This window comes from Klebsiella sp. BIGb0149 (assembly GCF_004362605.1).
Lineage (GTDB): Bacteria > Pseudomonadota > Gammaproteobacteria > Enterobacterales > Enterobacteriaceae > Klebsiella > Klebsiella terrigena.
On record NZ_SNYG01000004.1, the window covers coordinates 432548 to 454924 of the forward strand.

22 protein-coding genes and 1 other annotated feature are annotated in these 22377 nt (G+C 56.0%); of the genes, 7 read left to right on the forward strand and 15 right to left on the reverse strand.

The features are described from left to right. Positions 1-295 precede the first annotated feature (295 nt). On the forward strand, positions 296-1063 hold the full coding sequence (locus EDF75_RS16975) for a GntR family transcriptional regulator (RefSeq protein ID WP_041143319.1): 768 nt from the start codon (positions 296-298) through the stop codon (positions 1061-1063). Here the strand turns inward: EDF75_RS16975 and EDF75_RS16980 are convergent. From EDF75_RS16980 to ibpA, 3 genes are all read right to left on the reverse strand, one after another. Then, positions 1010-2671 carry a putative transporter gene (locus EDF75_RS16980; protein WP_133600253.1) on the reverse strand — a complete coding sequence of 554 codons (1662 nt, stop codon included), beginning with the start codon at positions 2669-2671 and terminating at the stop codon, positions 1010-1012. The two genes, EDF75_RS16975 and EDF75_RS16980, sit on opposite strands and share 54 nt — an antisense overlap. A gap of 190 nt (positions 2672-2861) precedes the next feature. Next, on the reverse strand, positions 2862-3290 hold the full coding sequence (gene ibpB, locus EDF75_RS16985; protein WP_133600254.1) for a small heat shock chaperone IbpB: 429 nt from the start codon (positions 3288-3290) through the stop codon (positions 2862-2864). Positions 3291-3402: 112 nt separating this feature from the next. Further along, positions 3403-3816: a small heat shock chaperone IbpA gene (gene ibpA, locus EDF75_RS16990; protein WP_041143322.1), complete on the reverse strand. Its 414-nt coding sequence runs from the start codon at positions 3814-3816 to the stop codon at positions 3403-3405. Beyond that, positions 3810-3884: a sequence feature (ROSE (Repression Of Heat Shock gene Expression) occurs in the 5'-region of heat shock genes and acts as an RNA thermometer to modulate expression.), on the reverse strand. (Overlaps the previous gene by 7 nt.) Positions 3885-4123: 239 nt before the next feature. On the opposite strand from ibpA, the gene EDF75_RS16995 reads away from it, so the two are divergent. Further along, positions 4124-4456: a YceK/YidQ family lipoprotein gene (locus EDF75_RS16995; RefSeq protein WP_045853754.1), complete on the forward strand. Its 333-nt coding sequence runs from the start codon at positions 4124-4126 to the stop codon at positions 4454-4456. 1 nt (position 4457) lies between these two features. Here the strand turns inward: EDF75_RS16995 and EDF75_RS17000 are convergent, their stop codons facing one another. From EDF75_RS17000 to dnaA, 12 genes are all read right to left on the reverse strand, one after another. Beyond that, positions 4458-5684, reverse strand: coding sequence for a DUF3748 domain-containing protein (locus EDF75_RS17000; RefSeq protein WP_133600255.1), 1227 nt, complete (start codon positions 5682-5684; stop codon positions 4458-4460). Positions 5685-5735: 51 nt separating this feature from the next. Continuing rightward, positions 5736-7073, reverse strand: a complete 1338-nt coding sequence (locus EDF75_RS17005) for an MFS transporter (protein ID WP_166646197.1) — start codon at positions 7071-7073, stop codon at positions 5736-5738. Positions 7074-7251: 178 nt separating this feature from the next. Beyond that, a complete protein-coding gene (dgoD, locus tag EDF75_RS17010; RefSeq protein ID WP_041143326.1) occupies positions 7252-8400 on the reverse strand; it encodes a galactonate dehydratase in 1149 nt (382 codons plus the stop codon). Beyond that, positions 8397-9014, reverse strand: coding sequence for a 2-dehydro-3-deoxy-6-phosphogalactonate aldolase (locus EDF75_RS17015; protein ID WP_133600256.1), 618 nt, complete (start codon positions 9012-9014; stop codon positions 8397-8399). Before EDF75_RS17015 ends, dgoD begins: the two co-directional genes overlap by 4 nt. After that, positions 8998-9873, reverse strand: coding sequence for a 2-dehydro-3-deoxygalactonokinase (locus EDF75_RS17020; RefSeq protein ID WP_133600257.1), 876 nt, complete (start codon positions 9871-9873; stop codon positions 8998-9000). Before EDF75_RS17020 ends, EDF75_RS17015 begins: the two co-directional genes overlap by 17 nt. Further along, positions 9870-10559 (reverse strand): D-galactonate utilization transcriptional regulator DgoR, encoded by a 690-nt coding sequence (gene dgoR / locus EDF75_RS17025; RefSeq protein ID WP_041143329.1) that lies wholly within the window; start codon positions 10557-10559, stop codon positions 9870-9872. Before dgoR ends, EDF75_RS17020 begins: the two co-directional genes overlap by 4 nt. Before the next feature lie 241 nt (positions 10560-10800). Further along, the gene (locus EDF75_RS17030) at positions 10801-11919 is read right to left on the reverse strand and encodes a BamA/TamA family outer membrane protein (protein ID WP_166646205.1); all 1119 of its coding nucleotides are present in this window, start codon (positions 11917-11919) and stop codon (positions 10801-10803) included. A gap of 248 nt (positions 11920-12167) precedes the next feature. Beyond that, complete coding sequence (yidA, locus tag EDF75_RS17035; protein WP_133600259.1) at positions 12168-12980, reverse strand: sugar-phosphatase; 813 nt, start codon at positions 12978-12980, stop codon at positions 12168-12170. A gap of 210 nt (positions 12981-13190) precedes the next feature. After that, the gene (gene gyrB / locus EDF75_RS17040; RefSeq protein ID WP_133600260.1) at positions 13191-15605 is read right to left on the reverse strand and encodes a DNA topoisomerase (ATP-hydrolyzing) subunit B; all 2415 of its coding nucleotides are present in this window, start codon (positions 15603-15605) and stop codon (positions 13191-13193) included. Between the two features lie 28 nt (positions 15606-15633). Continuing rightward, on the reverse strand, positions 15634-16707 hold the full coding sequence (gene recF, locus EDF75_RS17045) for a DNA replication/repair protein RecF (RefSeq protein WP_041143333.1): 1074 nt from the start codon (positions 16705-16707) through the stop codon (positions 15634-15636). A 139-nt stretch (positions 16708-16846) separates the two neighbouring features. Beyond that, entirely contained in the window at positions 16847-17947 is a 1101-nt protein-coding gene (gene dnaN / locus EDF75_RS17050) for a DNA polymerase III subunit beta (RefSeq protein ID WP_076947911.1), read from the reverse strand. Between the two features lie 4 nt (positions 17948-17951). Then, positions 17952-19355 (reverse strand): chromosomal replication initiator protein DnaA, encoded by a 1404-nt coding sequence (gene dnaA / locus EDF75_RS17055; RefSeq protein WP_045853744.1) that lies wholly within the window; start codon positions 19353-19355, stop codon positions 17952-17954. A gap of 322 nt (positions 19356-19677) precedes the next feature. On the opposite strand from dnaA, the gene EDF75_RS27650 reads away from it, so the two are divergent. The 5 genes from EDF75_RS27650 to yidC all read left to right on the forward strand — a co-directional run bounded on the left by EDF75_RS27650 (position 19678) and on the right by yidC (position 22365). Next, positions 19678-19758, forward strand: a complete 81-nt coding sequence (locus tag EDF75_RS27650) for a hypothetical protein (RefSeq protein WP_463671433.1) — start codon at positions 19678-19680, stop codon at positions 19756-19758. A 218-nt stretch (positions 19759-19976) separates the two neighbouring features. Further along, entirely contained in the window at positions 19977-20117 is a 141-nt protein-coding gene (gene rpmH, locus EDF75_RS17060; protein ID WP_002220736.1) for a 50S ribosomal protein L34, read from the forward strand. 15 nt (positions 20118-20132) lie between these two features. Beyond that, the gene (gene rnpA, locus EDF75_RS17065; RefSeq protein ID WP_071844868.1) at positions 20133-20492 is read left to right on the forward strand and encodes a ribonuclease P protein component; all 360 of its coding nucleotides are present in this window, start codon (positions 20133-20135) and stop codon (positions 20490-20492) included. After that, positions 20456-20713 (forward strand): membrane protein insertion efficiency factor YidD, encoded by a 258-nt coding sequence (yidD, locus tag EDF75_RS17070; protein WP_071844869.1) that lies wholly within the window; start codon positions 20456-20458, stop codon positions 20711-20713. The genes rnpA and yidD overlap by 37 nt, the downstream gene beginning before the upstream one ends. 2 nt (positions 20714-20715) lie before the next feature. Beyond that, the gene (gene yidC, locus EDF75_RS17075) at positions 20716-22365 is read left to right on the forward strand and encodes a membrane protein insertase YidC (protein ID WP_041143337.1); all 1650 of its coding nucleotides are present in this window, start codon (positions 20716-20718) and stop codon (positions 22363-22365) included. The last annotated feature ends 12 nt before the right edge of the window (positions 22366-22377 follow it).

Genomic DNA, 22377 nt, shown 5'->3' on the forward strand with positions numbered 1-22377 from the left:
AAAATCCTCATTTAACAACCAGTAGGGTTAGAGGCCTTATTTGTCTTGAGTATCGGCCTAAAGCGAGAATAGGAATTTACCCGTCATCCAACATGCAATGTCGGTGCGATTCGTGATCGCTTTCATGGTTTTAATTACAGCGATGTTGTCTACTTTTTTAATAAAACATAGACAACAACAATGCCCCCCATCTCCACCCTGTAAAAATGTCAGCGTATTCATATGTAATTTAATGATTTTAAATACGAAACAGAGGTTTGATAATTACCTCTGATACTGGAATAGAGGTCTACTGGTGATCTACAAATCTATTGCTGAAAGATTGCGTCTGCGGCTCAATTCATCGGATTTCAACATCGGCAGCCCGCTGCCGGGAGAGAAAAAGCTGGCGCAGGAGTTTGGCGTCGCGCGGATGACCATTCGCAAAGCCATCGACCTGCTGGTGAACTGGGGGCTGGTGGTTCGTCGCCACGGTAGCGGCACCTACGTCGCGCGCAAAGACGTGCACCACGAAACCACCAATCTTACCGGCCTGGCCGAGGTGCTGCGCCAGCAGGGGAAAGAGGTGGTCAGCCAGGTGCTGATTTTCGAGGTGATGCCCGCGCCGCCCGCGATTGCCAGCCAGCTGCGGATTCAGATTAACGAGCGGATCTATTTCTCACGACGCGTGCGCTACGTGGACGGAAAGTCCCTGATGCTGGAAGACAGCTATATGCCGGTCAAACTGTTTCGTAACCTGTCGCTGGTGCATCTGGAGGGGTCAAAATTTGACTACATCGAGAAGGAGTGCGGGCTAACGATTAGCGGTAACTATGAGAGCCTCTCCCCGGTGCTGGCGGACAAGCAGCTGGCAAAATCGATGAATGTCCCTGAGCAGACGCCGCTGCTGCGCATCACCTCGCTCTCCTACAGCGACAGCGGCGAATTTCTCAATTATTCCGTTATGTTTCGCAACGCCAGCGAGTATCAGGTGGACTACCACTTACGCCGCGTCCACCTCGATAGCCCGTTAGCTCATCCCCCAGAACAGCACGGCGAGGAGCTGCGGGGTGATGATGCGTAAAAACATCACCAGCGGGTAGACCGTAGCATACGACAGCGCCGCCGCGCCGCTGGTGGCGTGCAGGTTGTTGGCGAAGGCCAGCGCCGGGGGATCGGTCATTGAACCGGCCAGCATGCCGCAGAGGGTCAGATAGTTCATCTTCAGCAGCATTCGCGCCAGAATTCCGACCGTCAGCAGCGGAATGCCGGTAATGAAAATACCGTAGGCTATCCAGCTCAGGCCGTCGCCGTGGGTCAGCGTCAGGATAAAATCACCGCCCGACTTCAGGCCAACAACCGCCAAAAACAGCACGATCCCGAGCTCGCGCAGCGCAAGGTTGGCGCTGGGCGGCATAAACCAGTACAGCTTGCCGATGCTGCCGATTCGCCCGAGGATCAGCGCCATAATCAGCGGCCCGCCGGCCAGCCCCAGCTTAAGCGCGACGGGAAAGCCTGGAATAAACAGCGGGATAGAGCCCAGCAGCACCCCTAAACCAATGCCGATAAAGACCGGCAGCATCTGTACCTGCTGCAGTTTTTGCTGCGCGTTACCCAGCTCAGCGGCAACCGCGTCAATCGCCTCCGGACGCCCGACCAGGTTAAGGATATCGCCAAACTGCAGGCTGGCATGGCTGCTGGCCACCAGCTCCACGCCGGCGCGATTAAGCCGCGAGATCACCACGTCATAGCGCTGCTTGTAGTTGAGATCGCGGATTTTCTTGCCGAGGATCTTCTCGCTGGTCACCACCACCCGCTCGACTTTCAGATCGGTACCGCGGGTGGAAAGCGAGGTGGAAACCTCCTTGCCGATCACCAGCTGCGCATTGTGTAAATCCTCCGGGCGCCCCACCAGATGCAGAAGGTCGCCGGTCTGGATCAGCGTGCCCGGAGCCGGAACCATCAGCAGCTCATCGCGCTTCAGGCGCGAACAGATCAGCCTGTCGCTGTTGAGCATCGGCACATCCTGAATCGCCATATTATTCAGGTTCGGGTTTTCAACGCGGACGTTAATGGTCTGCAGCAGCGCATGGCCGTTACCGCTGCTCTCATCAAACTGCTGGGCCTCTTTGTCGACGTTGACGCGAAAGAACAGACGCACCAGCCACATGGTGAGCAAAATGCCGCAAATGCCAAACGGATAGGCCATGGCATAGCTCATCCCCATCTGGTCTACCACGTCGAGCGGCACGCCAAGGTCGCGCAGGATCTGCTGCCCGGCCCCCAGCGCCGGAGTATTGGTGACCGCCCCGGAGAAAATACCGAGGACTATCGGCAGCGGAATATTAAAAAGCTTATGCAGCACCGCGGTCACCAGGCCGCCGAGAATAACGATAAGGATAGCAAAGAGGTTGAGCCGCAGCCCTGAGACGCGCAGAGAGGCAAAGAACCCCGGCCCGACCTGGATACCGATGGTGTAAACGAAGAGGATCAGGCCAAATTCCTGAATAAAGTGCAGCATGGGGCCGCTGAGGGTCACGCCGGCCTGGTCGACAAAGTGGCCGACGATAATACCGCCAAACAGCACGCCGCCAATGCCAAAACCCACGCCGCGAATTTTGACATTGCCGATCCACAATCCGACGACCGCAACCAGCGCCAAAACGCTGACGGTCAATGCTATATCACTCATCGTCTTTTCCCTGTGAATAACATTAGTAATGACAGGGATTATGGCCCAAGCCTCCGGGCCTGTATGCAGCCTGGCGCACAATAATCAGCGGGTCATCGAAAGCGCGTAGAGGCTATTTCTGGCGGGTCATTTCACCGCTGCAGGGCAAAAAAAAGCCCCGACGGATCGGGGCTTTGATGAGGGTGTCAGATTAGCTGTCGAGCGCCGGACGCTCGCTAATGGCGATCCGCTGCGGGATGACCGCTTCCGGTTCATTGCGGGTAAGATCGATATGCAATAGACCGTTATTGAAGGTGGCTCCGGAGACTTCCATATTTTCGGCCAGCGTAAAGCTGAGGCTAAAGGCCTGGCTTACCAGCCCCTGATGCAGCCACTTGGTCTCTTTTTCTGCCTGCTGCGGCGCGCCCTTCACGCTCAGGCGCGTGCCTTCCAGCTGAATATCCAGATCTTCCTGACGGAAACCGGCCAGCGCAAGGGTAATGCGATAGTGGTTATCGTCGCTTTTTTCGATGTTATAAGGTGGGAAGCTCTGGCTTTCACCGGCGGTTTGCAGAGCGTTGGCCAGTTTGTCAAAACCGATCCATTGACGCAGCAGCGGGGATAAATCGTAGTTACGCATAATGTGTTTCTCCTTCTAAGAAGCGAGTGAGTACCGCGGGTTGGTTAACCCGCATCTGCCCCCTGACGGCGAGCAAGTTTCAATATCGGGCCGCGCGGGCGACCCAACGGGATTAGTTGATTTCGATACGGCGCGGTTTATCCGCTTCCGGGATCACGCGTTCCAGTTCGATATACAGCAGACCGTTCACCAGGTTTGCACCGCGAACGTGGATGTTTTCCGCGATCTGGAATTTACGCTCAAAGTTGCGCTCGGCAATGCCCTGATAGAGGTAGGTACGCTCTTTCGGCTCACCGGCATGGGCACCTTTGACGATCAGCAGATTGTCCTGGGCGGTGATCTCCAGCTCGCTTTCGGCAAAGCCGGCAACGGCGATCGCAATGCGGTAATGGTTTTCGTCTACCAGCTCGACGTTGTACGGAGGGTAGCCGCCATTGCTCTGGCTCTGATTGTTTTCTAACAGATTAAAAAGGCGGTCAAAACCAATAGCAGAACGATACAGCGGAGAGAGATCGAAATTACGCATAATAAATAGCTCCTGAAATCAGCGAGAATTTTATGACCTTCCATCATGGACAGGTCGTTATTACCCGGAATACCCCGCAGGCGTATTCTCATTGGGCCACGTTTCTAAAATGGGTTTCCCGCCGCGTTTTTCAAGACGAATGCCGCAATTTTTTTTGCAGTTTGCCGACGATTGCTTAGACTGGGGGGAGCACAAAAGGCAAAATGCGATGCCTGCCACAGTGCGGCGCAATAACGCTATGCATTCAGAGGATGGCTCGATATAACCGATAAATGGTTATCTCAATGCCCGAAACAATAATGGAAGAATGATGAAAAGCGGTCTGTTAAAGCTGGTCCTGTTCGGCGGAATGGTAGGCTTGAGCGGTTGCTCCAGCGTGATGTCTCATACCGGCGGCAAGGAAGGAACCTACCCGGGAACGCGAGCCAGCGCGCAGATGCTGGGCAACAGCGATGCCAACTGGGGCACAAAATCCCTGGTGGCAATAGATATGCCCCTCACCGCGGTGATGGATACGCTGCTGCTGCCGTGGGATATGTTCCGTACCGATAGCTCGATAAAATCGCGAGTAGAAAAAAGCGAAAGAGAGACGCTGGCGACCAATTCGGTTATCCCGCCAGCATCAATGACAACCCCTTGATCTAAGGCGTAACTTCGGTGGTCCACAGCTGACGATAGCCGTCCACCTCCGCCATCCATGCCAGATGTTTGCCATCCGGCGAAAAGACGATCGCATCCGCTGAAGGCGCACTTTCTCCCTCGGCCGTCAAAAAGGTCACCGCCCCCGACCGCGCGTGGCAAAGCGCAATCCGATTCTCCAGCACAAATCCCAGCCATTCGCCCGACGGGTGCCAGTTAAACGCCGACTGAATATCCGAATGATTAGCGGTGAGCTGCCGCAGGCCGCTACCCTGCGGCGAAATCAGCCACAGCTGAACCACGCCGGCATCATCGCGCATCAGAAACGCAATCTCCGTCGCCTGCGGGTTAGCCCGCACCCAGTGGCGCGGCGCGTTGGCTAATCCGGGATAGCGGCGGTCGTGAGTAAAGGTCAGGCGCCGCTGCATCACCCCGGCGGGTGGTGCGGGCAGCGTCGTCTCGGTACCCGCCAGCGGCGCGTCCCCCTGCTGCTTCCAGCCTTGTTCGCTATCCGGCAGGGCGACGATAAACAGCTCGGGAACCTTTTCACCTTCTGCCGATCGCGTGTCGCCGATAAAGGCCAGAGCGTGGTTACCGACCCAGCCCTCTTCATAAGCGCGGTTGATTTCATCGCTGCCCGGCGTCGGCTCAGGTGTCGTCCGGCTGACCAGCACGCACCAGTGGCTGCCGCCGTATTCACGCGGATGCTGCCCGCGCGGAACCACCGGGCCATAGGGCACCGCTACCCCTACGTTGCGCAGATCAAGCGCGGGCGAGCGCTCGTGCATCACGTGATCGTTATAGGTAAAGCTGACCCGCTGACCATCAGGACTATAAACATGGACGTGGCTGCCGCCGCGCAGCGCGCCTGCGGTATAGGGCGCGGTGATATCCATCGCATCGAGGTTACGGCACTCGCCCTGAAACGACACCACGCCGCGGCGATGGTGGAAATCATAATGCCAGCTCTCATCCGGATGTTCGGGTCCGTGAATAAAAACGTAGGCATCTTCCGTTGGATGAACGGTCACCACGCCAACGTGGGCGCCCTGCTGCGCGCGATAGATTGTCTCTACCGCGCCGGTGTGGACGTTGACCCGCTCAATCGTCTCCCCGGTGAAGGAGGCTCCGGACGGACGGACGTCAAAAACCAGCCACTGGCTGTCCGCAGTCCAGACGCGCGTATTGGTCAACTGATGATGGCGAGAGGCAAAAGTGATTTGTTTCATAGGGCTACCCTGATGCACGGCGTTCGCATCAGGGTATATTATCGGCAAGAATTAGCCTACACGTTTAATATCGCCCACCAGCACGATGTAGGAAAGCGCGCCAATCAGGGCCACGACGGCAATATAAACCAGAGCAGGCGCAAAGCCATATCCCTGCGCCAGGTAGCCAATGACCAGCGGAACGGTGATCCCGCCCAGACCGCCGACAAAGTTAAACACGCCGCCGGTCAGCCCAATCAGGCGCATCGGCGCCAGCGATGACACCAGTGACCAGGTGATAGACGCAAAGCCGTTGCCGAAGAAGGCGATAGCCATCAGGGTCATGATCCACACCGGATCGTTGGTGTAATTCGCGCCGATAATACAGGTCGATATCAGCAGCCCGCAGATAATAGGCGTTTTACGCGCGGCGCCCAGCGAGACGCCTTTTCGCACCAGCCTATCCGCCAGCCAGCCCGAGAGCAGCACGCCAACAAACGCGGCAAGGAACGGAACCGTGGTCATAAAGCCCGCTTTTAGCGCGGTGATCCCCTTTTCCTGAGTCAGGTAGTTGGGGAACCAGGTCAGGAAAAACCACAGCGTGGAGGTGACGGCAAACTGCCCGAGGTAGACGCCGACCAGCTTGCGATGGAATACCAGCTTCCAGTCGGCTTTGGTCATCGGCTGCCGCGCCTCTTTTTTGACCGGCGCATCGCCGTCCACCAGACCGCCGCCATCGCGAATATAGTCCAGCTCGGCTTTGCTGATGCTTTTAGTCAGGCGCGGAGGCTGGTAGACCTTGAACCAAACTAACGACCAGACAATACCGATAGCGCCGGTGACGATGAACACCCAGTGCCAGCTCAGCAGCTCCTGGATCCAGATCAGCAGCGGCGTCAGGAACGCCAGCCCTACAAACTGGCCGGAGGTGTAGAACCCAACCGCCGAGGCGCGCTCGTGCTCCGGGAACCAGCTGGTCACCATTCGGTTGTTGGTCGGGAAAGCCGGGGCTTCAAAAATACCCGTAATCGCTCGCAGACCAATCAGCGACATCAGCCCCGTGGCAAAACCCTGAAATAGCGTCGCCACCGACCAGCCAAAAATGGCAATAAAGTAGGTCATCCTCGAACCTACGCGGTCAAGGAACCAGCCGCCGGGAATTTGACACAGCGTATATAGCCAGGCAAAAGCAGAAAAAATATAGCCCATTTCCGTTTTGCTAATCCCAAACTCTTCCTGAATATGCGCTGATGCGACGGCAAGATTAGCCCGATCAACGTAGCAAATAACAACGGTAATAAAGATCATAACCAGCGTCAGATAACGACGACGACCGGGTTTTGCAGCAGTCACTGAAATATCCATAGCAATCTGTCTCCAGATTTTGGGCATAGCGAAACCGCTCACCATGCCCTGTAATTTACAGAGGGTTTATTTGAATTTTTTATTAATAACTTAAGCGTAATACGCTAAATAATTTATGCCGGGGAAAGGCGGCAGCTTTTCACACTCCCAGGAGCATACGTTAGTATGTGACTGGGGCAAGAAAATGCAGCCAACGCATCACCAGTGCAAAGTATGACGTACATTACCATTCGGCGACGGAACCATCCTCATGACGCCATAATGGATTACGCCAGTCCGGCGCATTTTTACTGAGCTCAATCACTCTGGCTTCATCAATTTCCACACCCAGCCCCGGCTTCGTTAACGGTTTAAAGAAGCCGCCTTCCATATTGAAGTCTTCTTTATTCTTCACAAAGTCGAGCAGCTCCGCGCCTTTGTTGTAGTGAATGCCCATGCTTTGTTCCTGGAGGACCGCATTACGGGCGACGAAATCAACGTGCAGGCAGGCGGCCAGGGCGATCGGGCCCAGCGGGCAGTGCGGCGCCAGCGCCACGTCATAGGCCTCAGCCATGCCGGCAATTTTATAGCATTCGGTGATCCCCCCGGCGTGCGACAGGTCCGGCTGCAAAATTGCCAGGCCGCCGGCTTCCAGCACCCGTTTGAATTCGAAGCGTGAGAACATACGTTCGCCCGCCGCGAGCGGAATATGCGTTTGCGCCGCCAGTTTTGGATAATATTCCGCCTGCTCCGCCAGCACCGGCTCCTCAATAAATAGCGGGCGATACGGTTCCAGCTCTTTAATCAGCACTTTGGCCATCGGCGCGCTGACGCGGCCGTGGAAATCAAGACCAAACTCAATTTCATTGCCGAAGGCTTCGCGGATTTGCGCCACGGTATTCACCGCTGCATCTACCGCCCGGGAATTATCAATAACCCCCATCTCTTCACAGCCGTTTAATTTGAAGGTATCAAAACCAATCCCGCGCAGCTTTTTAATACCCTCGATAACTTCCGCCGGCCGATCGCCGCCAACCCAGCTGTAGGCTTTAATTTTGTCCCGCACCAGGCCGCCCATCAGCTGCCACACCGGCGCATTCAGCACTTTGCCTTTGATATCCCACAGCGCCTGATCGATACCGGCAATGGCGCTCATCAAAATAGGGCCGCCGCGATAGAAACCGGCGCGGTACATTACCTGCCACAGGTCGTTAATACGCGCCGGGTCCTGGCCAATCAGGTATTCCCCCAGCTCATGTACCGCCGCTTCGACGGTGCGCGCGCGCCCTTCAATTACCGGCTCGCCCCAGCCAACGACGCCTTCATCGGTTTCAATTTTCAGGAACATCCACCGCGGGGGTAAACGGTAAGTAGTCAGTTTGGTTATTTTCATTGCACTGCCTCTCGATACGCTTTAACAAATGCGGCCGCCTGCTGCGCGGTGCGCTCGACGGACTGTCCGGCGCGATAAAGATCGCTCCCCAGTCCGGCGCCGGCACAGCCGGCATCAATCCATTGCGCCAGGTTCTCCGGCGTGACGCCACCGACGGCGAAGACGGGAACCTCTGGCGGTAAAACGGCCTTCAGCGCCTTGATGTAATCCGGGCCAAAAGCGGAGGACGGGAACACCTTCAGGGCTCTGGCACCCGCATCGAGCGCGGTGAAGGCCTCGGTGGCGGTCGCGCATCCGGGGCAGACGGTCATGCCGTAGCCCACCGCGCGGCGAATCACTTCGCTTTGAACGTTTGGCGTAACGATCAGCCGGCAGCCCATCTTCGCCAGCTCGTCAACCTGATCCGGCTGCAGCACGGTGCCTGCGCCAATCAGCGCCCGATCGCCAAACGCCTCGACGATGGCCGGAATGCTTTGCTGCCAGCGGGGCGAGTTCAGCGGAATTTCGACGGCATCGAATCCCGCGTCGATAACGGCACCCACGTGCGCCAGCGCCTCTTCCGGCGTGATGCCGCGCAGAATTGCGATCAGCGGAAGCTTAGTTTGCCACTGCATATATGATGCTCCTTATACCTGCCTGAAATGCGGTATCGCCGGAAACGACCGTCGCCTGACGACCAAACGTGGCCAGCGCCTGCTGGTAGCGGTTCGCCAACGCCTCTCCGGCAACGATGGTAATCTGCTGGCCAATCACGCTTTCGCTCATGGTGGCAACCTCAGCGCCAATCAGCAGACCGGATAAAAACTCGCTGACGTGCTCGCGCGGCAGCGTGCCGAGAACGTGCGAAGCGCGAACCTGAAAGAGCTGCGCTAAAACGGCGGGCGAGTTCAACCCGCGCTCGAGGCCGGCAGAAAATGCCGCCGCGGAGGTTTCCTGCCGTGGAAGACCGGCGCCCACCAGCGAATGTTGCAGCAGTAAATGGTGCAGTTCGCCGGTCATCACGGTACGAAAATCAAGAATTTGCTCGCGATCGGCCTGCACCCATTTGCAGTGGGTGCCGGGCATCACATAGACCGATGAGGGGGCGATCGCACGCGCGCCGAGCAGCTGCGTCTCTTCGCCGCGCATCACGTTGCGGTTATCGTCCCGGGAGACGCTAAGGCCGGGAACGATCCAGATATTGTCGCCAACGGCGGTTAACTGTTGGCAAATCGCCGAAAAATAGGCAGGAACCGGTAAGTAAGGAGCGATTTTCCAGCCCACGTTGCTGCCGACCATTCCCGCCATAACCGCTGGCGTGGCGTCATCGCGCCAGCTCTCGGTTATCTCACTAAACACCGCCGCCGGGGATCTGCCGTTGAGGCGGGTTACGCCAGCTTCCGACTGCCTGCTCTCCAGGCATCTGTCGCCCTGAAAAAGCCAGGCGCGCAGGTTGGTCGATCCCCAGTCAATTGCGATGTAGCGAGATGTCATGTGATTTCCTTCAGCCTTCGTGTTGAGCTGGCGATCATGGTGAGCGCCGCCTGCTCCGCCGCTTCGCTATCCTGATGCCGGATGGCATCAAACAGCGCCTTATGTTCCTGCAGGGTCTTCGGCATATTGCCTTCATCCCCCATCCAGGTTCGTTCAAATACCGCTCGCTGCAGCGAGCTGATTGCCACGCTCAGCTGCTGTAACACCGGGTTATGCACCGACTGCAGCACCGCTTCGTGATAGCGAATGTCGGCTTCGTTAAACGCATCCCGGTCCTGGTTATTGGCAATCATCTCGTTCAGCGCGTCTTCAATTTGCGCCAGATCGCTGGAGGTCGCGCGTTCAGCCGCCCAGCGGGCGATGGCCGGTTCCACCAGATTTCGCACTTCGCTCATCGCGCCAATCAGGCGCGGGTCATAATCGTTCTCCAGCACCCACTGCAGCACCTCGGTATCAAGGTAGTTCCAGTGGTTACGCGGCGAAACGAAGGCTCCGCGATAGCGCTTCATCTCAATCAGCCGCTTCGCCATCAGCGAGCGAAACACTTCCCGGATAATATTGCGCGACGTTTCAAACTCTTCGCACAGGTCCGCTTCTGCCGGCAGCGCCGAGCCGGGAACGTATTTACCGCCGACAATCTGGCGGCCCAGCGTCATGATGATGCGATCGGTTTTGGTCAGGTTCATGGCACGTCCTCTAAGAAAACACTCTGCCTTACTTTACCCTGCCTGCCGGTTTTCGCCTCATCTTTGCAGTACAAACGTGATGCTCTTCGTTGTCTCACGTGATGCATAGTAGTACTAAGATACAATGTTGTACTACAATTTAGATCACAAAAAGAACAATTGATAAGATAAAAAAAGCGCAAACCCGCGGGTCGCTGCTTAAGGGGAGTGGTGGAACGGAGAGTTCGCTGGGAAAAGAGGCTTAGAAGGCTTCGCCAACCTGGAAGTAGAAACCGCTGCTGCCTTTACCGATGCCGTAGTCGAGGCGAATATTCACCCGAGGTTTGAATTCAAAGCGATAGCCAACGCCGGCCGTCGGTAGCCAGCGGCCGTTGTTTAGCTCATCCACGGAGGGGCCCATGGTGCCCGCGCCAACCCAGGCCACAATACCGTGACGCCAGGTCAGCTGACGGCGATATTCAAGCTGGGTGCTTACCACATTTTTATCGCGATAGCGCCCCTGGTAATAGCCGCGCATCCGTTCGTCGCTGCCAAGCAGCGGCAGCATGCTCCACGGCACGTCTCCCTGAGTCAATACGCCATCGGCCTCCCAGGCCAGCACGCTTTTTTCGCTGAGCGCCTGGTAGCGGCTGTAGTGCAGGTGAAACTCATCGAACCGCGTATCGCTCCCAAGCCCCGGGGCGTAGTGGGTATAGCGCAGGTTGGCATACTGGCCTTTGCGCGGATTCGGGACAAAATCACGATCGTCCCAGCTCAGATCGATACTGACGCCGGAGCTGAATACCGACGGCCCCTGCGGGGTACTTTCGATTTTGGGCAAATCGTTTTGGTCCAGCCGATCGGCATTCTGCGCCGCCAGCGACCAGCCGACGCCAAGATAAACGTTGTCCACCAGCTGTCGGTACAGGGTTGGCCGCAGCGTCAGGACCTGAGCGGTATACTTTTCCTTGTTGCCGTCATCATCGGCGGCGGCAAAGCCCTGGCCCCAGTAGTAGGTTGGCGTGTTGGCCAGCGATCCTTCGAGAAAGACGCGCCACCGATCTTCGGCAAAAAAAGCGTAGTTTTTCACGCTGACGCCGAAGGCGCCGGTTGAGCTGGCGTAGCCGCTGAGGGTTAAGGTTGAGTTCTGGCTGACCGTATCGCTGGGATCGGGGCGGTACATGCCCACCACCGCGGTGCCTATTCCCAGACCCAGCTCCGGAGTGTAAAACGGCCCGGGCATCACGCCCCAGTCGATACCTTTAGCGGCATCAAATTTATCGCTGGCTCCCAGCGTCTTCAGCCAATCGTCTATATTGTCACGGCTGAGCGCCTGTGCCTGCGCCTGCCCGATAAAAGAGCATGTGATACAAAACAGAATGCCGCCGCGTAGCGTACCCAACAGCAATGCTCTCCAGTGAAAAAACTCAGGACCGACAAAGTGAAACCGCATCGTGTCTGAGTATAGTTGCCATCCAGCTTTACTCTTTGAAGCCGATACAGATTTGCGTAAACAAGGCAGGAGAATATAGAGTTTTCGATTCGAAATGAGAGGGTTACGTGCGGATTTACGCTAAAAAATCAAAATACAGACGGCTCAGGCCCGGGTTTGCCGGGCCTGAAGATAACTCAGGATAAAACGTACTTCTCAATGGCCCAGGCCACGCCGTCTTCAAGGTTCGATTTGGTAATAAAGTTTGCCGCTTCTTTCACGGTCGGTATCGCGTTATCCATCGCCACGCCGACGCCGGCGAACTCAATCATCGCGATGTCGTTTTCCTGATCGCCAATCGCCATGATCTCTTCCTGCTTGATATTCAGCGCATCGGCCAGCGACTTCACGCCGGTACCTTTATTGACCCGCTTATCGAGGATCTCGAGGAAGTATGGCGCGCTTTTCAGTACGGTATACTTCTCTTTTACTTCTGCCGGGATGCGGGCGATCGCCTGGTCCAGAATCACCGGCTCATCAATCATCATCACCTTCAGCAGCTGGATGTTGGGATCCATATTTTCTGCTTCACAGAAGACCAGCGGGATGGTTGCGACGTAGGATTCATGCACCGTGTAGTAGCTCACATTGCGGTTAGCGGTATAGAGCGTATTGCGGTCAAGCGCGTGGAAGTGGGAGCCGACGTCGCGGGAAAGCTGTTCCAGATAGCGGTAGTCATCATAGCTCAGCGCAGTTTGCGCGACGGTGCTGCCGTCGCTTGCCTTCTGCACTAACGCACCGTTGTAGGTGATGCAGTAGTCTCCCGGCTGCTCCATGTGCAGTTCTTTCAGGTAGCTGTGCACGCCGGCATACGGCCGACCGGTGGTCAGCACCACGTTGACGCCGCGCGCGCGGGCCGCAGCAATCGCGGTTTTAACGGCAGGAGAGATGGTATGGTCCGGCAGCAGAAGCGTGCCGTCCATATCAATTGCAATCAGTTTAATAGCCATGAGATCCCCAGGTAAGATGAGTCCTGACTCATGCTAACGCGATTCCGCTCAAAAAACAGCAACAGAAGCCAGGGAAAACGAGGATGGGTTCAGCAGGGGGATTCCCCTTTTCCGGTCGAAAAAAAACCGGATGACGCCGTTGAGCGTGCATTCCGGGTTTATCAAACGCTTACCCCGGTCAGCGAAGCGCTATACCGGGGAGTTTGCGGCTTAGATATCGATATTCGCCGCTTTCAGGGCGTTTTCTTCGATAAATGCGCGGCGCGGTTCAACGGCGTCGCCCATCAGGGTGGTGAACAGCTGGTCAGCGGCAATCGCATCCTTAACGGTTACGCGCAGCATGCGGCGGCTATCCGGGTCCATTGTGGTTTCCCACAGCTGGTCCGGGTTCATTTCACCCAGGCCTTTATAGCGCTGGATAGAGAGCCCGCGGCGGGACTCTTTCACCAGCCACTCCAGCGCCTGCTCAAAGCTGGCAACCGGCTGACGGCGTTCGCCGCGTTCGATAAACGCGTCGTCTTCAATCAGGCCACGCAGCTTCTCGCCGAGGGTGCAGATACGACGATATTCGCCGCCGGTCACAAACTCATGATCCAGCGGATAGTCGGTATCGACGCCGTGGGTACGGACGCGAACAATCGGCTCGAACAGCTGCTGCTCCGTGTTTTCATGAATATCAAACTTCCACTGGCTGCCGTGCTGCTCGTTTTCGTTCAGATCGGTCACCAGCTTATTCACCCAGCGGGTTACGGCCTGTTCGTCCGACAGCTCAGCTTCGCTCAGCGTTGGCTGGTAGATAAGCTCTTTCAGCATCGTTTTCGGGAAGCGACGCTCCATGCGGCCAATCATTTTCTGCGTGGCGTTGAACTCGGCAACCAGCTTCTCTAACGCTTCGCCAGCCAGGGCCGGGGCGCTGGCGTTGGTGTGCAGGGTGGCGCCATCGAGGGCGATGGAGATCTGGTACTGATCCATCGCTTCATCGTCTTTGATGTACTGTTCCTGCTTGCCTTTCTTCACTTTGTACAGCGGCGGCTGCGCAATGTAGACGTGACCACGCTCGACGATTTCCGGCATCTGACGGTAGAAGAAGGTCAGCAGCAGAGTACGAATGTGCGAACCATCGACGTCCGCATCGGTCATGATGATAATGCTGTGGTAGCGCAGCTTGTCCGGGTTGTACTCGTCGCGGCCAATGCCGCAGCCCAGGGCGGTGATAAGCGTAGCGACTTCCTGGGAGGAGAGCATCTTGTCAAAACGGGCCTTCTCGACGTTGAGGATTTTACCCTTCAGCGGCAGGATAGCCTGGTTTTTACGGTTACGGCCCTGCTTGGCAGAACCGCCCGCGGAGTCCCCTTCCACGAGGTACAGTTCGGACAGCGCCGGATCGCGTTCCTGACAGTCAGCCAGCTTGCCCGGCAGGCCAGCCAGGTCCAGCGCGCCTTTACGACGGGTCATCTCACGGGCACGGCGCGCCGCTTCGCGCGCGCGCGCAGCGTCGATAATTTTGCCTACCACGATCTTGGCGTCTGACGGGTTTTCCAGCAGATATTCGTTCAGCAGCTCGTTCATCTGCTGCTCTACCGCGGTTTTCACCTCGGAGGAGACCAGCTTGTCTTTGGTCTGCGAGGAGAACTTAGGATCCGGTACTTTCACGGAAACGACGGCAATCAGGCCTTCACGAGCATCGTCGCCGGTGGCGCTGACTTTCGCCTTTTTGCTGTAGCCTTCTTTATCCATGTAGGCGTTCAGGGTACGGGTCATCGCCGCGCGGAAGCCCGCAAGGTGCGTCCCGCCGTCGCGCTGCGGAATGTTGTTGGTAAAGCAGTAGATATTTTCCTGGAAGCCGTCGTTCCACTGCAGCGCAACTTCGACGCCGATACCGTCTTTTTCGGTGGAGAAATAGAAGATATTCGGGTGAATTGGCGTTTTGTTCTTGTTGAGATACTCAACGAACGCCTTGATGCCGCCTTCGTAGTGGAAGTGGTCTTCTTTGCCGTCACGCTTATCGCGCAGGCGGATGGAGACGCCGGAGTTCAGGAACGACAGCTCGCGCAGGCGTTTAGCCAGAATCTCATACTCGAATTCGATCACGTTGGTGAAGGTTTCATAGCTCGGCCAGAAACGTACCATGGTGCCGGTTTTTTCGGTATCGCCGGTTACGGCCAGCGGCGCCTGTGGCACGCCGTGGGCGTACAGCTGACGGTGAACTTTATTATCGCGCTGAATCACCAGCTCCAGCTTCTGCGACAGGGCGTTAACCACGGAAACGCCTACGCCGTGCAGGCCGCCGGAAACTTTATAGGAGTTATCATCAAACTTGCCGCCTGCGTGCAGTACGGTCATGATGACTTCTGCCGCCGATACGCCCTCTTCCGGGTGAATACCGGTCGGGATGCCGCGGCCATCATCCTGTACGGAGACGGAGTTATCGCTATGGATGGTGACAACGATGTCTTTACAGTACCCTGCGAGCGCTTCGTCGATAGCGTTATCCACAACCTCGAATACCATGTGGTGCAGACCGGTGCCGTCATCCGTGTCGCCGATATACATACCCGGGCGCTTACGCACCGCATCCAGCCCTTTCAGGACTTTGATACTGGAGGAGTCATAAGAATTCGACATCAACGTTTCTCGCTCATTTAATCTTGGGTTAATCCGTTATTTTACCCTTTTCCACGGTGAACATCTTCGAATTTTTGTCCGACATGTCCATTACGTGCTCAGCGCTTATTGCGCTGACGAAAACCTGCGACTGCGTGGCTTTTAAGCGGCTGGCAAGCAGCCCGCGCCGCGCGTCATCAAGTTCCGAGGCAAAATCATCTATCAGATACAGACAGCGTCTCCCGCTTTCGCGGGTTAAAAACTCGCCCTGTGCCAGCCGTAGCGCGCACATCAGGAGTTTGAGCTGCCCACGTGACAAAGTATCTTCGACCGGCGCACCATCGGCACGTATGCGGAAATCCGCTTTGTGCGGGCCGTGGGCGGTATAGGTCAGCATGCGGTCACGCTCGAAGTTTCTCTCCAGTACCTCAGCGTAATCCGTTTCTTTTTCCCAGCCGCGCTGGAAGGAAAAGGTCAGAGAGAATTCAGGTAAAAACTGCTTACAGGTATCCGCCATGTCTTCGACGATAGCGGCGCTGTAATCGGCGCGCCAGCGGCTAATTTGCTCCGCCAGCGGGATAAGCTCCAGATCCCAGGGCCGGATTTGCGCGTAGCGGCTAACCTGACGCAGCGCGGCGTTGCGCTGCTTCAGCAGGCGCTTCAGGTTGCTCCAGGCGGTAAAAAACCCGGTCTCATTGTGAAAGCATCCCCAGTCAAGGAAGGCTCTTCTGTACTTCGGGCCGCCGTTGAGCAAAGTAAACCCTTCCGGCGTAATCAGCTGCATCGGCATTAAATGCGCCAGCTCGGCCACTTTGTGACCATCGGTGCCGTCAATCCGCACCTTGCTGTCGCCGAGCTTGTCTTTAGTCAGGCCAATGGCGACTTCGCGCTCGCCATCCTGTAAGCGCCCGTGCAGGATAAATGACTCCTGCTCATGGCGGATGACGCGACCTATTTGCAGGCTGCGAAACGCCCGGCCGTGACCAAGCGTATAAATGGCTTCCAGCACGCTGGTTTTGCCGCTGCCGTTGGCGCCAACCAGAAAGTTAAAGCCGGGGGATAGAGCGAGATCCGCATTTTCGATATTGCGGAAGTCTTTAATCAGGAGTCGGGATAGCGACATATCAACTCATAGCCAGGGCGTTATCGTCGCAGCCAGTTTCAACACGGACTGCGCACAGACCCTGGAGCGTACACGAAGTACGTGACAGGGGCGAGCACAGCCCAGGTTGAAAATGGCAAGTAAGATAGCCCGATATTCTTTACAAGCGCATAGGCATGACAACGTAGGCTGCGGATTGCGACGCCGCATCCTCAATCTGCACGCTCGACACCGAATCGGTCAGTAAAATACGCACGTTTTCGCACTTCAGCGCATTCAGCACGTCCAGCACGTAGCTGACGTTAAAGCCAATTTCCATCTCGCTGCCGGAGTAAGAAACGTCGAGGATCTCTTCCGCTTCTTCCTGCTCCGGGTTGTTGGCGGTGATTTTCAGCTGATTTTCGCTTACGTAGAGGCGCACGCCGCGGAACTTCTCGTTCGAGAGAATTGCCGCCCGCGCAAACGCCTGCTTGAGGATATCGCAGCCGGCATCCAGATGCTTATCCGGATTCTTCGGCAGCACGCGGCGGTAGTCAGGGAAACGACCGTCAACCAGCTTCGAGGTAAAGATGAAGTCACCGACGTGGGCGCGGATGTTGTTGCTGCCAATCTGCACGCGCAGCGGCGTATCGCCACCGTCGAGCATGCGCATCAGCTCAATCACCCCTTTACGCGGCACGATCACCGAATGGTTAGGCAGCGATTCACCCAGCGGCATAGAGCAGACCGCCAGGCGGTGCCCGTCGGTTGCGACGGTGCGCAGCTCGTCGCCTTCGGTCTCAAACAGCATACCGTTTAAGTAATAGCGGACGTCCTGATGCGCCATTGAAAACTGGGTGGCTTCTATCAGGCGCTTCATCGTCGCCTGCGGCAGCGTGAATTCAACTTCGCTCTGCCAGTCGTCGAGATTAGGGAAATCAGCGGCAGGAAGCGTCGACAGCGAGAAGCGGCTGCGCCCGGAGCGCACCAGCATCCGATCGCCTTCCAGCTGAACGGCGATCTCCGCCCCTTCAGGGAGGCCACGGCAGATATCAAAGAATTTACGTGCCGGAACCGTCGTAGCGCCCGTTTCATGCGGTTGCATCAGCGCAACGCGCGCCACCATTTCCATTTCCAGGTCCGTACCGGTGAGCGACAGCGCGCCTTCCGAGACCTGAAGCAGCAGGTTACCGAGAATGGGCAGCGTCGGACGACCGCCTAACGGACCGCTTACCTGTTGCAGAGGTTTTAATAAATGTTCACGTTCTACGGTAAATTTCATAGCGTCACGAGGATAATGTTCTGATTAAATTGGAAAAATCTTCTTTGATATCGTGGCTTTCTTCACGCAGCTGCTCAATCTTACGGCAGGCGTGCAGCACGGTGGTATGGTCACGGCCGCCGAACGCGTCGCCAATTTCCGGCAAACTGTGGTTCGTCAGCTCTTTAGCCAGCGCCATCGCCATCTGACGAGGACGCGCCACCGAGCGGGAGCGGCGCTTGGAGAGCAGATCCGCCACCTTAATTTTATAGTACTCCGCCACCGTCTTCTGAATATTGTCGATGGTGACCAGCTTTTCCTGCAGCGCCAGCAGATCGCGCAGCGCTTCGCGCACGAAATCGATGGTGATCGCCCGGCCGGTAAAGTTGGCGTTAGCGATAACGCGGTTCAGCGCCCCTTCCAGCTCACGTACGTTGGAACGCAAACGCTTGGCAATAAAGAAGGCCACTTCACCCGGCAGACGAATGTCGTTTTCGTCCGCTTTTTTCATCAGGATCGCCACGCGGGTTTCCAGCTCAGGCGGCTCGATCGCCACCGTCAGCCCCCAGCCGAAGCGTGATTTCAGACGATCCTCAACGCCGTTGATCTCTTTCGGATAGCGATCCGAGGTGAGAATGATCTGCTGATTACCTTCCAGCAGGGCGTTGAAGGTGTGGAAAAACTCTTCCTGCGAGCGCTCTTTATTAGCAAAGAACTGAATATCATCGATCAGCAGGGCGTCTACGGAGCGGTAGTAGCGCTTAAATTCTTCGATCGCGTTGTTCTGCAAGGCTTTAACCATGTCCTGAACAAAGCGCTCGGAGTGCATATAGACCACTTTGGCGTTCGGTTTGCGCGCAACGATGCCGTTACCGACCGCGTGCAAAAGGTGGGTTTTACCCAAACCGGTACCGCCATAAAGGAATAACGGGTTATAGGCGCCGCCTGGGTTATCCGCAACCTGACGCGCCGCCGCGCGGGCCAGCTGGTTAGACTTACCTTCGACAAAGTTATCAAAGGTATGCTTGACGTTGACGTTAGAGCGGTAGGTCGGTTCCGCCGGCGCCGGGACGTTATCCCAGCCTGGACGGACGATCGTCGGCGCAACGCGCGCCATCTGAACCTGCGCGGCCGGTACGGCTGCCGCGACGTTGTTTACCGCGCCGCGCTGCGGCTGTACCGCCGGTTTAGTGCCGACTTCAAACCGCAGCTGTGGGGCATCAGCACCGCAAAAATCATTGAGGAGTCCATTGATATTATTGAGGTATTTATCCCTTACCCAATCGAGCACAAAACGGTTTGGCGCATACAGTGCCAGCGTGTTATCGCTCAGTTCCGCCTGCAACGGGCGTATCCACATACTAAATTCTGTGGCTGGTAACTCATCCTGCAATCGGGCAAGACACTGCTGCCAAAGCGAAAGTGACACGGCGGACTCCACTCGAACATAAAATCGATATAAAGAAAAAAAGAAACAATCGTGATTGTTGGCACACGTCGACCAGACCCTGCATAAGCCGAAAAGCCCCTGCACAAAAGGGGTGACGTGCGAACCGCTATCTGCGGTTTTTGTCCGATGCGGATCCGGGGATCGCGATCGGGACCGGGGATCATAGCCTAAACTGAAAAAGATATCTTGTGTTTCTCAACAGATTCTTCCCGTTTTATCCACAGGAAGGATCGAAGCCGGGTAAGTGTAATCGATCCTGGGAAGGGTGGGACACGATTTCGCCCGCATATTGGAAAAATTAATGAGCTATGCCGATTTTGGGCCTAAACGATCTAACAAAGATCCCCTGCGATCCTTGCGCTTTACCCGTCAGGCCGTATAATCCTCCACCCGGTGCGTAATGCCCGTTTTCCGCAGCCTGTCTCAGCTCATTTTTTGTGCGGCAAGGTGTGAGAAATAAGGAAAGAGAATTGACTCCGGAGTGTACAATTATTACAATCCGGCCTCTTTAATCACCATCGCTGAGGCGTTAGTCGTTCGAAGTTCGTTCGGGTATACGCAAAAGTCAGTGAAATAATTCAAGTTTAGGTAGAAACCGCCATGAAACGCACTTTTCAACCGTCTGTACTGAAGCGCAACCGTTCTCACGGCTTCCGTGCACGTATGGCTACTAAAAATGGTCGTCAGGTTCTGGCACGTCGTCGTGCTAAAAGCCGTTCCCGTCTGACCGTTTCCAAGTAATAAAGCTAACCCTGCGTGGTTAAGCTAGCATTTCCCAGGGAGTTACGTTTGTTAACTCCCAGTCATTTCACTTTCGTCTTCCAGCAGCCACAACGGGCTGGCACGCCGCAAATCACCATCCTCGGCCGCCTGAATTCGCTGGGGCATCCCCGCATCGGTCTTACTGTCGCCAAGAAAAACGTCAAACGCGCGCATGAACGCAATCGGATTAAACGTCTGACGCGTGAAAGCTTCCGTTTACGTCAGCATGAACTCCCGCCAATGGATTTCGTGGTGGTGGCAAAGAAAGGGGTTGCCGAACTCGATAACCGTGCTCTCTCGGAAGCGTTGGAAAAATTATGGCGCCGCCATTGTCGCCTGGCTCCCGGGTCCTGATAGGCCTTATACGGGTCTATCAGCGCCTGATTAGTCCGCTACTCGGGCCGCATTGTCGTTTCACTCCAACCTGCTCAAGCTATGGAATTGAGGCATTGCGCAGGTTTGGGGTGGTAAAAGGCAGTTGGTTGACAGTGAAACGCGTATTAAAATGCCACCCTTTACACCCTGGTGGTGACGATCCCGTCCCGCCTGGACCATTTGATACCAGAGAACACTAACGATGGATTCGCAACGCAATCTTCTTATCATCGCTTTGTTGTTCGTGTCTTTCATGATCTGGCAAGCCTGGGAGCAGGATAACAATCCGCAAGCCCAGCAGCAGCAGACCACGCAGACAACGACCACCGCAGCGGGTAGCGCCGCCGACCAGGGCGTACCGGCCAGTGGCCAGGGGAAACTGATTACGGTTAAAACAGACGTGCTTGATCTGACCATCAACACCCGCGGTGGTGATGTTGAGCAGGCGCTGCTTCCGGCTTACCCGAAAGCGCTTAAGTCTACCGAACCGTTCCAGTTACTGGAGACCACTCCGCAGTTTATCTATCAGGCTCAGAGCGGTTTAACCGGTCGTGATGGCCCGGATAACCCGGCGAATGGCTCTCGTCCGCTGTATAACGTCGATAAAGATGCGTTTGTGCTGGCCGATGGCCAGAACGAAATCGTCATTCCGCTGACGTACACCGACAAAGCCGGCAACGTATTCACCAAAACGTTCACCCTGAAACGTGGTGAGTATGCGGTGAACGTAGGCTACAACGTACAGAACGTCGGCGAAAAACCGTTGGAGATCTCCACCTTCGGTCAGCTGAAACAGTCTGCTAATCTGCCAACCGCACGCGATACGCAAACCGGTGGCCTGTCTACGATGCACACCTTCCGCGGTGCCGCGTATTCAACCGCAGATACGAAGTACGAAAAATATAAATTCGATACCATCGTCGATAACGAAAACCTGAACGTCAGCACCAAAGACGGTTGGGTCGCCATGCTGCAGCAGTACTTTACTACCGCATGGGTTCCGCAGAATAGCGGCACCAATAGCTTCTACACCGCCAACCTCGGTAACGGTATCGTCGCTATTGGCTACAAATCTCAGCCGGTTCTGGTACAGCCAGGTCAGGTTGATAAGCTGGAAAGCGTGCTGTGGGTCGGCCCGGCAATTCAGGACAAAATGGCTGCCGTTGCGCCGCACCTGGATCTGACCGTTGACTACGGCTGGCTGTGGTTTATTTCTCAGCCGCTGTTCAAGCTGCTGAAATGGATCCATAGCTTCCTCGGCAACTGGGGCTTCTCGATCATCGTTATTACCTTTATCGTTCGTGGCATCATGTACCCGCTGACTAAAGCGCAGTACACCTCCATGGCGAAGATGCGTATGCTGCAGCCGAAGATTCAGGCCATGCGTGAGCGTCTGGGCGATGACAAACAGCGTCAAAGCCAGGAAATGATGGCCCTGTATAAAGCGGAGAAGGTTAACCCGCTGGGCGGCTGCTTCCCGCTGATTATCCAGATGCCAATCTTCCTTGCGCTGTACTACATGCTGAGCGCCTCGGTTGAACTGCGTCATGCGCCGTTTATCCTGTGGATCCACGACCTGTCTGCACAAGACCCGTACTACATCCTGCCGATTATCATGGGCGCCACGATGTTCTTCATTCAGAAGATGTCGCCGACGACCGTGACCGACCCGATGCAGCAGAAGATCATGACCTTTATGCCGGTCATCTTCACGGTGTTCTTCCTGTGGTTCCCGTCTGGCCTGGTGGTTTACTACATCGTCAGCAACCTGGTAACCATTATCCAGCAGCAGCTGATTTACCGTGGTCTGGAGAAACGTGGCCTGCATAGCCGCGAGAAGAAAAAATCCTGATTCTCTTCATTC